11 protein-coding genes are annotated in these 13228 nt (G+C 38.8%); 3 read left to right on the plus strand and 8 right to left on the minus strand.

Annotated features, from left to right (window positions below; genetic code table 11):
* Positions 1–57: 57 nt before the first annotated feature.
* The 8 genes from DRF67_RS08145 to DRF67_RS08180 all read right to left on the minus strand — a co-directional run bounded on the left by DRF67_RS08145 (position 58) and on the right by DRF67_RS08180 (position 8970).
* Positions 58–702, minus strand: coding sequence for a SanA/YdcF family protein (locus tag DRF67_RS08145; protein ID WP_115927799.1), 645 nt, complete (start codon positions 700–702; stop codon positions 58–60).
* A 13-nt stretch (positions 703–715) separates the two neighbouring features.
* Positions 716–1354, minus strand: coding sequence for a lipoprotein signal peptidase (locus DRF67_RS08150; RefSeq protein ID WP_115927800.1), 639 nt, complete (start codon positions 1352–1354; stop codon positions 716–718).
* A complete protein-coding gene (locus DRF67_RS08155) occupies positions 1351–1548 on the minus strand; it encodes a DUF2683 family protein (protein WP_115927801.1) in 198 nt (65 codons plus the stop codon). Before DRF67_RS08155 ends, DRF67_RS08150 begins: the two co-directional genes overlap by 4 nt.
* Positions 1549–1563: 15 nt before the next feature.
* On the minus strand, positions 1564–1812 hold the full coding sequence (locus DRF67_RS08160) for a DUF6576 domain-containing protein (RefSeq protein WP_115927802.1): 249 nt from the start codon (positions 1810–1812) through the stop codon (positions 1564–1566).
* Between the two features lie 79 nt (positions 1813–1891).
* Complete coding sequence (locus tag DRF67_RS08165) at positions 1892–2272, minus strand: TraR/DksA family transcriptional regulator (RefSeq protein WP_002983772.1); 381 nt, start codon at positions 2270–2272, stop codon at positions 1892–1894.
* 58 nt (positions 2273–2330) lie between these two features.
* Complete coding sequence (gene ileS, locus DRF67_RS08170) at positions 2331–5726, minus strand: isoleucine--tRNA ligase (protein ID WP_115927803.1); 3396 nt, start codon at positions 5724–5726, stop codon at positions 2331–2333.
* A 236-nt stretch (positions 5727–5962) separates the two neighbouring features.
* Entirely contained in the window at positions 5963–6286 is a 324-nt protein-coding gene (locus DRF67_RS08175) for a hypothetical protein (protein WP_115927804.1), read from the minus strand.
* A gap of 14 nt (positions 6287–6300) precedes the next feature.
* Positions 6301–8970 (minus strand): hypothetical protein, encoded by a 2670-nt coding sequence (locus DRF67_RS08180; protein ID WP_115927805.1) that lies wholly within the window; start codon positions 8968–8970, stop codon positions 6301–6303.
* A 222-nt stretch (positions 8971–9192) separates the two neighbouring features.
* Here DRF67_RS08180 and DRF67_RS21975 point away from each other — a divergent pair, with 222 nt between their 5' ends.
* The 3 genes from DRF67_RS21975 to DRF67_RS08195 all read left to right on the plus strand — a co-directional run bounded on the left by DRF67_RS21975 (position 9193) and on the right by DRF67_RS08195 (position 12943).
* Positions 9193–10884: a M23 family metallopeptidase gene (locus tag DRF67_RS21975; RefSeq protein ID WP_115927806.1), complete on the plus strand. Its 1692-nt coding sequence runs from the start codon at positions 9193–9195 to the stop codon at positions 10882–10884.
* Positions 10885–10973: 89 nt separating this feature from the next.
* Positions 10974–12266 carry a phenylacetate--CoA ligase family protein gene (locus DRF67_RS08190; protein WP_115927807.1) on the plus strand — a complete coding sequence of 431 codons (1293 nt, stop codon included), beginning with the start codon at positions 10974–10976 and terminating at the stop codon, positions 12264–12266.
* Positions 12267–12334: 68 nt separating this feature from the next.
* Positions 12335–12943: a hypothetical protein gene (locus DRF67_RS08195; protein ID WP_115927808.1), complete on the plus strand. Its 609-nt coding sequence runs from the start codon at positions 12335–12337 to the stop codon at positions 12941–12943.
* The last annotated feature ends 285 nt before the right edge of the window (positions 12944–13228 follow it).

The raw sequence follows: 13228 nt of genomic DNA on the forward strand, positions 1-13228 counted from the left end.
AATCAATCTATCTTTTCTCAATCATCCGTGAAAATCTGTGAGATCCGTGGGAAAATATTATGGAATTATAATCTTTTCTCCTCCGAATTTTGGTTCCACTCCAAAGAGTAAATCCCAATACACTTTGGTCTTTGCGAGATACTCTCTCAGATTGGTTTTTAAACCTGCATATTTATTGACATCGGCAGCATTATAGCCGAAGGCTTCCATACCGTTTTGTTGAGCCAGGAAGACGGCTCTCTCATTGTGGAACTTTTGTGAAATGATTACCAGTTTTTGCTGTCCGAAAATATCCTTTGCTCTTACGACTGAGTCCAGGGTTCTGAATCCGGCATGATCAAGAATGATTTTATCCTTCGGAACTCCGCTCTGCATCAGTGCCGACTGCATGTCCTCCGGCTCGTTATATTCTTTGGTACTGTTGTCGCCGCTTACAATGATGTATTGTATTTTTCCACTTCTGTAAAGGTCTGCCGCAGCTTTTATTCTGTTGTAGAAGTAGGCGTTAGGCATCCCGTTACTGAGTGTTTTTCCGGTTCCCAGCAGCAATGCTGTTTTTGTTTCAGGGACATCGGCAATAGTATAGGAAACTTTTGATTCACTTGCTTGTCTGATGCTGTAGTTGGCCCAGGCAATAAAAATAATTCCTGCTACCAGAAGAAGCAGGAAAATTTTGAAAATATTTTTAATTATTTTTTTCATCAATATTCATTTTTTAAAACTCAAGGCCGTTCGGGAAAGCTTTTTTTCTAAAAATAAGAAGTAAAGCAGCGCCTACCGTAATGGCTGAATCGGCTACATTGAAGATGTATTTAAAAAATTCAATATGTTTTCCGCCGATCAAAGGAACGCTTTCAGGAACATTCCAGTCTACCAGTGGGAAATGAAGCATATCTACCACGCAGCCCTTCATGAAGGTAGAGTATCCATGGCCGAACGGAACTATTTTCGAAATTCCACCGTAATCTATCCATCGGTCAATGCTTGGATCGTACATGGTTCCGCTATCAAAGATCATCCCATAAAACATTCCGTCTATAAGGTTTCCGATAGCTCCTGCAAAGATAACCGCCATAGGGATTAAGAGATAATTGGAGGCCCCTTCTTTTAACCATTTTTTAAACATATATACCATTCCTCCAATTAAGAAGATCCTAAGGATGACCAGAAAATATTTACCGATAATTCCACCAAAGTGAAGACCGTAAGCCATTCCTGGGTTTTCTACAAAGGTTAGTTTAAATCCTGGAAGGACAGATACGCTGTCGCCCAAGCTGAAATGGGTTTTGATATAAATTTTTGAAGCCTGGTCGATCAACAGGACCAAAAATGTTATCGCTAAGATCTTTTTCATTCCTGTCCTTTAGGTTTTGAAGATTTTGGAGCGGCTTTCACATTTTTGTTATCACTCGCTTTCTTAATCACTTTCTGACCGTTATATGCGCTTTTTACATGAGCCTTTTCAAATTTAATGCCCATTTCTTTCAGAACGCTTTTCAAAGCGTTAAGCTCCATAGAATTTTTTGGATGTACTATGATAGATTCCATTTCTTATATTTTTTATTACATTTTGGACAGTTCATCAAGTCTTTTCCTGTCTTTCTCAGACAAGTCACTGACTCCGTTTTTGCCCATCTTACTCAATAGTCTGTCAATTTCTTTTTCCCGTTCGCGTTTGTCTGAATTGAATTGATCATCAATGGTATAGTAGTTTTTCTGTGAGGCGGGAAAGAACCTGTTTCTGATCCGTTCCCTGTTAAAAAACAACAATACGATAACAACGATCGTTCCCAAAATTAATAACTCGCTCATGGGTATACATTAAAAATTAGGTTTATATAGTATTCATGAATACGATATAAACCCAATATTATTTTACAAAACCTTGTGGTTATTTCTGCATATTTTTCGCTTCAATGCTCAGCGTAGCATGAGGCACAGCTAAAAGTCTTTCTTTCGGGATCAATTTACCTGTTACTCTGCAGACCCCATAGGTCTTATTTTCGATTCTGATTAATGCATTTTTAAGATCACGGACAAATTTTTCCTGTCTTCCAGCTAAAATAGAATTCTGCTCTTTGCTTAACGTTTCAGCCCCTTCTTCAAAAGCTTTGAACGTGGGTGAAGTATCATCGGTTCCGTTATTCTGGTCATTGATGAAACTTTCTCTGATAAGCTGAAGATCTTTTTCTGCTTTTTCTATTTTTTCTTTAATGATCGCCTTAAATTCCTGTAAATCAGCATCGCTGTATCTAACTCTTTCGTCTGACATATTCTTTCTCTTTTTTAATAAAATTATGAAATGGAATTTGAAATATAATAACTACATGTTAATTTTTTTCGACGTTTATCTTAAAATTAACCTCATCTATTTCGATTTCGTTAAAATTTGAAAGTGAAGATACAATTTCTATTTTATTTGACAAGACTTCGGAAGAAATATATTCCTCATTTTTCTTAACGTCTTCAATAAATGGAGAGGCTTCCTCAATGAAGATATTGATCCGGTCTGTCAGTTCAAAGTCCTTATCTTTTCGCAGGTTCTGAATTCTGTTGATGAACTCCCTTGCAATCCCTTCAGATTTTAATTCTTCTGTTAACGTCAAATCTAATGCCACAGTTGTTTTCCCGTCAGAAGTTACCGTCCAGCCCGGGATATCTTTAGTAGAAATCTCTACATCATCAACGGTGATTTCATATCCCTGAACATCCAGTTTCCCTTCTTTCTCAAGTGCAGTAATCTGCTCTGCAGTCAGGCTGCTGATTTCAGCGCCAACTACTTTCATATTTTTGCCCAGCTTAGGCCCCAGAGCCTTGAAGTTGGGTTTTATCTGTTTTACAATCAGATGAGAGGCTTCTTCAGCATTGATCAGCTGGAGTTCTTTCACGTTCACTTCCTGCTTGATCAGATCTGCTACGGCTAGAATCTGCTCTTCTGTTTTGGAATCCAATACCGGAACCAATACCTTTTGTAACGGCTGACGTACTTTTACATTTTCTTTCTTTCTCAGAGAGAAAACCATACTTGTAATATTCTGAGCCAAATGCGTTTTTTCCACAAGATCCTGATCGATTAAACTTTCATCGGCAACAGGGAAATCCGTTAAATGGACAGATTCACAGTTTTCTTTTCCTGTCACTTTATTCAGGTCCTGATACAGCTGATCCATAAAGAATGGAGCAATAGGGGCAGATAGTTTTGCCACGACCTCAAGACAGGTATATAAAGTCTGGTAAGCAGAGATCTTGTCATCAGAATAATCTCCTTTCCAGAAGCGTCTTCTGCATAATCTTACGTACCAGTTGCTCAGGTTATCATTCACGAATGTGCTGATTGCTCTTGCTACTCTTGTCGGTTCATAATCCTCGTAGAATGCTTTCACTTCCTTGATTAAAAGGTTCAGCTCAGAAAGGATCCATCGGTCGATTTCAGGACGGTTTTCCACTTCTTTTTCTGTATAGTTGAAGCCGTCAACATTGGCATATAAAGCAAAGAACGAATAGGTATTGTAAAGGGTTCCGAAGAACTTTCTTCTTACCTCATCAATTCCTTCAATATCAAACTTCAGGTTTTCCCATGGGTTTGCATTGGAGATCATATACCAACGGGTAGCATCCGGTCCGTATACAGAAAGAGTTTCGAACGGATCTACGGCATTGCCTAAACGTTTGGACATCTTTTGTCCATTCTTATCCAGAACAAGACCGTTACTCATTACATTTTTATAAGCAACCGAATCAAAAACAGCAGTTCCGATGGCATGAAGGGTATAGAACCACCCACGGGTCTGGTCAACACCTTCTGCGATGAAGTCAGCTGGGAATGCTTTATTGTTGTCTATCAATTCTTTGTTTTCAAAAGGGTAATGCAGCTGCGCATAAGGCATAGAACCTGAATCGAACCAAACGTCGATCAGGTCGCTCTCACGTTTCATTGCTTTTCCTGAATCCGAAACTAAAATTACCTTGTCCACTACATTTTTGTGAAGATCCACCAGCTCGTAGTTAGACTCTGCCATATTACCGATGATAAACCCTTTGAATGGGTTTTCAGTCATTAGCCCTGCAGCAATTGATTTCTCGATTTCGTTGTATAGTTCCTCTACAGAACCGATGATCTTTTCTTCTTTCAGGTCATCTGTTCTCCAGATTGGCAACGGAATTCCCCAATATCTTGAACGGGAAAGGTTCCAGTCATTTACATTTTCCAGCCAGTTGGCAAAACGTCCTTCTCCGGTAGCCTTCGGCTTCCAGTTGATTTCCTTGTTCAGATTAACCAGCCTGTCCTTTACAGCGGTCATTTTCACAAACCAGGAATCCAAAGGATAATACAATACCGGCTTGTCTGTTCTCCAGCAGTGTGGATAAGAGTGGACATATTTCTCTACTTTGAAGGCTTTGTTTTCTGTTTTCAGCAGGATGGCAAGTTCCACGTCCCATGATTTCTCAGGAGCAGTCCCTTCATCGTAGTATTCATTCTTGATGTATTTTCCTGAGAATAATTCAGGAACATTGTCCCCTTTGATAAACTTACCTTGTAAATCTACCAATGGAACAAGATTGTCATTTTCATCTTTCACCAACATTGGAGGGATCTCAGGCTGAGCCATTTTAGCCACTCTCGCATCATCCGCACCAAATGTAGGTGCCGTATGAACGATACCTGTACCATCCTCTGTCGTTACGAAGTCTCCAAGGATCACTCTGAATGCATTTTCAGGGTTATCGTTAGGCGTAAACCAAGGAACTAATTGTTCATATCTCGTGTCAACAAGTTTTTCTCCGGTAAATTCTTTTAAAATTTTGAACGGAATTACTTTCGTTTCAGGAGTATAGTTGGCAAAATCTTCATCGGTACCTTCTGCATATTTTTTACCGAAAACCTTAGGTAAAAGAACGCTTGAAAGAACTACTGTGATAGGCTCAAATGTATATTGATTGAACGTTTTAACGACTACATATTCAATATCTCTACCTACGGTAAGGGCCGTATTGGATGGCAACGTCCATGGTGTCGTCGTCCATGCCAGGATATGTACATCTCCTTCAACATCATTGAATAATGCTGAAGAATCTTTCTTCACTTTAAACTGAGCCACAACCGTGGTGTCCGAAACATCACGATACGTTCCCGGCTGATTCAGCTCGTGGGAAGAAAGTCCTGTTCCTGCTTTAGGAGAATAGGGTTGGATGGTGTATCCTTTGTACAATAAGCTTTTATCATACAATTGCTTCAGCAGCCACCAAACCGTTTCCATATATTTTGATTTATACGTGATGTACGGATCATCAAGGTCTACCCAATATCCGATCTTCTCAGTCAGGTTGTTCCATACATCAGTATAACGCATTACCGCTTCACGACAAGCTTTGTTGTAGTCTTCAATCGAGATTTTTTTGCCAATATCTTCTTTAGTAATTCCTAATTCTTTTTCTACACCCAGCTCCACGGGAAGACCATGCGTATCCCAGCCTGCTTTACGGAAAACCTGCTTCCCGTTTTGAGTCTGGTAACGGCAGAAAATATCTTTCAATGCTCTTGCCATTACGTGGTGAATTCCAGGCATACCGTTTGCTGAAGGCGGACCTTCATAAAAAACAAACTCAGGATTTCCCTGACGAATCTCAACACTCTTATTGAAAGTTTTATTTTGTTTCCAAAATTCCGCTACATTCTCTGCTACGTCAATAAGGTTGAGGTTTTTGTATTCTTTAAATTGGCTCATTGTAAATATCTCAATATCGTTGATTAATTAAGTCTGCAAATTTACTAAAATTTGTCGGTTTATAATATATGTTTTATTTAGGTAATTTCTATTAAAAACTTCAATTTCAGAAATATAAATGAAGAATGTGGAGAAAGGTATATGGTGAACAGAGTATTGAAGACTATTTCGAACCCTTTTATGCATGAGATTGAAGCTATTTATCTATAAAAAAGCCACCCGAAGGTGGCTGTAAATTATTCAAGACTACTATTAAATCCAAATGTATTAGTGAATCTTCCTGCTTCATATTCCTGAATATAATACTCTTCAGACTTGCTGGTTCCAAATACGACAATGTTTCCTGTTTTGTTTTCTACCAAGAAAGGAGCATTCCCAAGTAAGGTATTATCGTCATCATTTCTAGTATCATTATATTTTTTTGTATTGTAGAAAAATATTATACCATAAGGCTTTTTTATTGCTTCGTTATCTAAAATGACAAGGTCTAATCCACTCTTCTCTTTTCTTTCTTTTACGTAATTTTTTGCGACTTCTATAACTTGTTGTTCTGTTAACATTACTTTATTAATTTTTAATTTGTTTTCATATATTTAAATTTGATGAATTCTTCCCCTTTTTTAAGATTTATTTTCCCTTCGATAGTCTGTAAATCAATAAAGGTTGCAATTTTACTATCACTTTTTTTAATAACATTTATAACATGATGTTGTTTTCTACTTCCTCTTATACAAAGAAGAATTCCTCTTTCATCATTAATCATCCTTGTATGTAAAACACCAACATTGTCAATATGTTCAAGACCTCTCTTAATTCCATAATTATTTTGAAACCATAAACTAAGATCTACCAGATAGTCTTGAGCTTCAGAAACAGCAGCGTTATTAATATTTCCAGTTCTAAAAAATTCTTCTACTACTTTTACCACTTCTACACAATTATGACTAGCTATTTGTACAACAATTTTTTTACCCTCCTCATTTAATGCTATTTTATGATTAAAATAAATTCTTGCTTCATTAAAGAAGTCTATTGCATTTTCAGCTGTAATATTAGATTCTTGAAGTGCCTTTAATCCTGACTCGAACTTTTCTACCGTTATAATTTTGCTAGAAATGGGAAGGTTTTCTGCCATTCCTGTAAGCCTGCTAAATTCTTCTTCAAGCTTACCTGCATTTCCTCCTGCCTTTCTATAGACATAATCTAAAAAAGTATTCGTTCTTGCAGGAGAATTTCCTTTGAAAAATAATTTTCCTTTATGGAGAACTCCTATTTCCTTCGCCGCATTCTCTACAAAAAGCACTTTCAGTTTCTTGAACTCAGAAGCATGCGTGGTAATATTTTCAACGCTGGCATTTGAAAGAACTTTTAATCCATTTTTGGAGTAATTCCTTAATGGAAACGAATATAATGTATTTTTGATTAACTTTTGCAGGCTTTCCTGTTGACGTGGATACCTGGAAGTGTATAAGACCTCTACGGTGGCATCCAGTGCTTTTTGTGCTTTTGGCAACATACTCACCATAGCACTTGCGGTACCCTGAGCGATATAGATATCATCCCATAATTCTAATAGTTTTCTTCCGCGGGTGGTCATTGTAAGCTCATCCCTCAGCTGGGTTTCTATGTAGAAATCTGAAAGAGCCAGTCCAAGATCTGCGTAGGCGGCGTATAAAGGCAATCCCGATACTCCGGATTCTATGGCGGCAAGACTGACAGATATGACGATGATATCTGCAGCAACTCGCAGATATCTTAACGCATCTTCTGCGGCTTTCTTTTGTGCGATGTGATATAGAAATAGGGCAGGAACTTCAGTATCCGTTTCAATCGTTTGAATTGTGTCCGTCCTAAGTTTTTCCTTTTCATAAATCTTGAGATGCAGCATGTCCAGCGGCCTGAATTCTCCATTTTCAATCTCGTTTTCAGCTTCAATTTCTTTCGTTTTCAGATTAAAGACTTTTACGGTATTGATCAGTGTGACAATATGATCAGGATCTCCTTCCATAAAGTATCCGGTAAGTTCACAATGTCTTTCTATCGTATCGGAATCTCTACTCACTCCAAAGGCGAAAAGGCTCCCCTTTTGTAAAGGCTGGTGCGCATCATCCATCGCATGCTGAGCCTGCATGAAAGCGGTTACGTAAATGACAAAAAGTTCTTTGTTTTCGAACATTTCGCCATAAGCCGCCTGGCCAGCTTCAGATATAATACCTTTCCCCATGTAGACACTCTCACCATCTAAAGAATGGTAAATGTGAAGAATGAGCTTGGGGTCGTTTTTAATTTTTTTATAAACAAATTCCCCGGAAATTGCGGTAAGGATACGGATGGCATATCTGCTTTTATCTCTGAAAGGTTCTACGGCCAAAGCGGCCGCCTTACCGATTGAATCTACATCGCGAATCAGTTGAGAATCGTAATTTAAGAACTGGATAAAATGATCCCATAATAATTCATCTGAAAGCTTTTTTGCCTTCCCCTTATAATCGAGACCCGTAAGGGCAAAATTAGGAAGCTGATTGTAGAAGAACATCAGATCATCAATGGTGGTGAGTCCGCTTCCTGCCTCTTCAAAACGGGCAATGAGGGCTACCTGTGCCATTTCGCGGTGGTAAGGAAAAAGGTACGTGATAACGTCCATATAATCTTCCACATCGCTGAGCTTAATTTTTATAGCATCAGGAGATTGTGAAGAATAGCTTATGGTGGTTTCCACTTCATTAATGACAGTCTGAGTGGCTTCCCTGTTGTATTCACGATAGGGAATGTTGATGGTACAGTCAATTTTTCTCTCCCTGATGCCTATTTCCGTGTGATGGGTGTACTTTTTAGGATCAATATATCCTGGACTTACATTCACCCATACCTTTTTATCAAGGCGCTCCAGAAAAGAGTTTTGAAATTGTTTGGCATCTATTTCAGGCTCCCGGATGACTAATTTCTCAATCATTTTGGTCTTCACTCTTACGTTGTCAATTTTCGCAGGAGGTATTTCCTTTAGGTTTACTTCTTCTACTTCTTGTGAATAGTCAATAAAGTTTTTCTTCGCATCAAAAAGATAGGAATTGAAGTCTGTAGAAGAAGCAAGCAATCGGAAAAGCTTTCCCTCATTCACCCACAGGTTCGTAAAAAAGGGTTCTATGGAATTGGTTGCGACCTTTTCTCCTTTCATATCTGCCCATATTTCCCGGCTTATCTGGTCAAAATCGACCATTTCTTTAAAAGGATCTTTAAAATTCATCTTTTAGTTTTTTCATGAGTACTATTTTATGTTCTTGGTGTATCGTCTCAGATCAACAGAAGTTTTTCCTGATTTTATCTGAATCTTTATGGGGCAAATATCAATGCCGGGAACGACAAAACTTGGCGTATAAAAATAAAAGTGATTAAAAAAGGACTAAGACAGCCATCGTTGATTGGCTGGGATTTTGTACATTTAAGTAGATTAAAACCCAAATGCTGTATGAAAATTCTTTGTCAACTGATGTGTATTTTTTGTTTTATCAATGGTATCATCGCACAGGCCCAGACCGGTTATCCCCAGAATTATTTCCGAAATCCTTTAAACATTCCGATGCAGCTGGCTGCCAACTTCGGGGCTGTCAGGACGAATCATTTTCATATGGGATTGGATCTTAGGACCAATAGCCAGGAAAACCTGTCTGTTGTGGCAGCTGCAGAAGGCTATGTAAGCAGAATAAAAGTGGAACGTTACGGTTTCGGAAACGCTATTTACATTACCCACCCGAATGGATATACAACCGTGTATGCCCATTTAAATAAATATTATGACAAGCTTGATAACTATGTAAAAGAAAGACAATACAAAGACGAAAAATGGGAGCAGGATATTACGTTTCAGCCGGAACAGTTTCCTGTGACGAAAGGACAGCTGATTGCTCTCAGCGGAAATACCGGTGGTTCAGCAGGGCCTCATTTGCATTTCGAAATCCGGGATACCAAAACTGAAGAATGCCTCAATCCACTGCTTTTTGGATTTGCCATTCCTGATCATGTAGCCCCCGTAGTCAGTGGGTTGTATTGGTATGATAGGAGATTCAGTACGTACGATCCGGGAGCGAATGCAATCGCCGTAAAAAAATTGGGAAGCAATTATACTTCGGAGGTGGTCAGGGTAAACTCACCGGTAATAAGCTTTGCCATAAAGGCGGTAGATAAGGCAGATAAAGGATTTAATCTTGGTATTTATCAGGCTGAGCTATTGATGGATGGAAAAATGATCTATGGATTTTCTATAGATAAAGTAAGCTATGATGACTCCCGGTATCTGAATGGCTGTATCGATTATACTCAATTCATCAGGGATAAGAAAAGCATTCAGCATTTGTCTGTTCTGCCGGGAATGAAACTGCAGAATTACAGTAGTATTCCAAAACAATCTGGAATCATCAGCCTTCCGGATGAGGAGGTGCACACCATCGAAATTGTCCTGAAAGACGTTAAAGGAAATACCAGCAGGCTGACCACAAAAGTACAGCTGAACGCATCTGGAAATCAGGTGATTCCGACAGGTAAAACCATTATGCCTGGCGAGAGTAAAACCATCACAACACAAAACGCTGAAATTAATTTTAGTAAAAATGCCGTCTATGACGCGGTAAATTTCAATATGTCTGAAAAATCAGATGCAGACCCCAACGCAGTTTCGGGTACGATTGTTCTGCACAGCCCATATATCCCGGTTCATGATAATTATACCATAAAGATAAAGTCTGACCGAAAATTAACTACCATGGAAAAAGAGAAGGTTGTTGTCCTGCTGGATTATGGCAGCGATAAAATGGTGGTCAAAGGAAAGTGGAAGGGCGACTGGGCAGAAGGACAGTTCAACAGATTGGGGACTGCGAAACTGATCCTGGATCATGGTCTGCCGACTGTTTCTGCGGGCTGGAAAGAGGGATCTCTTGTCAGCAGTACCTCCCTAAGGTTGAAAGGAACTACAAAAGTTGGCGATATTGTTTCATTCCGGGCAGAGCTGGATGGTCAATGGCTGCGTTTCGCACGGACAAAGGATGATTTTGTTTACGTTTTTGACGAAAAATGTCCAAAAGGTTCCGGCTCTCATACATTGAAAGTAACAACGGTTAATACAGCGGGATCGTCCAACATTCAGACTTTTACCTTTCAAAGATAAACTGTTGTCGATGTCATCCATACATTTTACATGAATACCTCCTATGGTCTTGTAATTTTAAATACATTTGCTTTTTAAAATTAGAATCATTGGAATTTCATCCGTCAATAGAGAAAGCAGACATTCAGGACATCAAAAAGTTTCAGGAAGAAAAACTTCGTGAGCTTTTGGTTTATCTTGAAAGCAATTCGCCATACTATAAGAAACTGTTCAAAGAAAAGGAGATCAATATTGCAGATATCCGGACTTTGGAAGATCTGAAAAAGATTCCGACGACCACAAAGAACGACCTGCAACAGCACAATCATGATTTTTTCTGCATTACACCGGATAAGATTGTTGATTACAGCACAACTTCCGGGACCTTAGGAGATCCGGTGACTTTCGGCTTATCTGATGCTGACCTGGAAAGACTGGCCTACAACGAGGCCATATCCTTTGCCTGTGCCGGCATCCGGAAAGGAGATGTTGTACAGATGATCACCACTATTGATAAAAGGTTTATGGCTGGTCTCGCCTATTTTCTGGGGCTGAGGAAAATGGGAGCCAGTGTCGTGCGAATGGGTCCGGGAATACCGGAGCTTCAATGGGATTCTATTTTCAGATACCAGCCAAAATATCTGATCACCGTTCCCTCTTTTCTTCTAAAAATGATCGATTATGCTGAAAAGCGCGGTCTGGATTATAAAAACTCCAGTGTATACGGAGCGGTGTGTATCGGAGAAAGTATCAAAAATCAGGACTTCACAGATAATATTCTTTCACAGAAAATAAAGGAAAAGTGGAATATAAAACTTTTTTCAACGTACGCCTCTACAGAGATGAGCACGGCCTTTACAGAATGTGAATTTCAGCAGGGAGGTCATCACCATCCTGAACTGATCATTACAGAAATACTGGATGATAATGAAAATGCTGTAAAAGATGGAGAAAGTGGAGAACTGACCATTACCACCCTTGGTGTGGAAGCAATTCCTTTACTAAGGTTTAAAACCGGTGATATCGTAAAAGCACACTATGAGCCTTGCCGTTGTGGAAGAAATACAATGCGCCTTGGCCCTGTAATGGGAAGGAAACAGCAGATGATTAAATATAAAGGAACAACTTTGTATCCACCTGCGATGAATGATATTCTGAATGATTTCAATAATATTTTATGCTATCAGATCGTGATTCAGGCTAATGAAATAGGGTTGGATGAAATTATTATTAAGCTGAGTACCATTGAAGAGCGGGAAAGCTTTGTGAATGAAGTGAGAGATCATTTCCGTGCCAAATTAAGGGTCAGCCCGAAAATTGAGATCATCGATTTTGATGTTCTGTCCAAAACGGTGTACCATCCGAATTCCAGAAAGCCAATTACCTTTATTGATTTAAGATAGAATAAAAAAAATGAATGATAAAAACGGAGATATACTTTTTATAATATCTTTGGAGTAAAACTAAAACTATGAAAAAACTATTATTGCTGATGGTCATCTCAATCATGACAACAGCTTTCGGACAGGAAAAAATAGCTGTCGTATCAGGAAATCTGGGAGTGTTGAAAGGCCAGACCGAAGTAAATGTGGAGCTTAAATTCGACAATGTGTTATTGATGAAAGAAAACATTACGGAAGCTCAATATCTTGAAAACAGGAAAAGAGATGTTTTGGCCAACCCTAAAAAAGGAGAAGTGGAATGGCAAAAATGGATCGCAGAGTGGGAAAGGTATAAAAAGGAAGAATATGTACAGTCTTTTGCCAAGGGTCTCAATAAATCCAATAAAGAGACTGCATTTAAACAGGCTCCCTCAGCAAAATACACCTTAGTGATGGATACAAAATGGCTTTTCCCGGGCTGGCACGGAGGGCTGATTATTATGACAGCACAACTTAGCGGGAGCATCAAGCTTGTAGAGACCACTAATCCTTCCGTAGTTTTAGCAGAAGTGGAACTGAATAAATTCGATAAATTCATTCAAACCAAGGAATCCGTAATGGAGTATGGCAGAATAGCCTCTGTATATGAATCGGCAGGAAGATATTTAGGAAAAGAAATCAGGAAATCTTTTAAATAAAAAAATAAAAACGGTCTGAATTTTCAGACCGTTTCTTTGTATCCTAGCGTCGGGATAAATCTTCATTGACTGCATCAGGGATCAAAGATTAACAGGAAAGATGAAAAACGATTACTAGGGCGTTTCACTCAGCAGAAAACCCCCTTGCTGAACGAAGTGCCACTACAAGCGAAAATCATGCACAACACCAATAACCTTGCGAACGTTGCATTAAAAAAAAGGTTCAAGCTTTACAGCTCTTGTAAAAAGAGTAAACTAAAATTTTTTAAGAAAATAACAAAAACA

This window comes from Chryseobacterium pennipullorum, from assembly GCF_003384725.1.
GTDB lineage: Bacteria > Bacteroidota > Bacteroidia > Flavobacteriales > Weeksellaceae > Chryseobacterium > Chryseobacterium pennipullorum.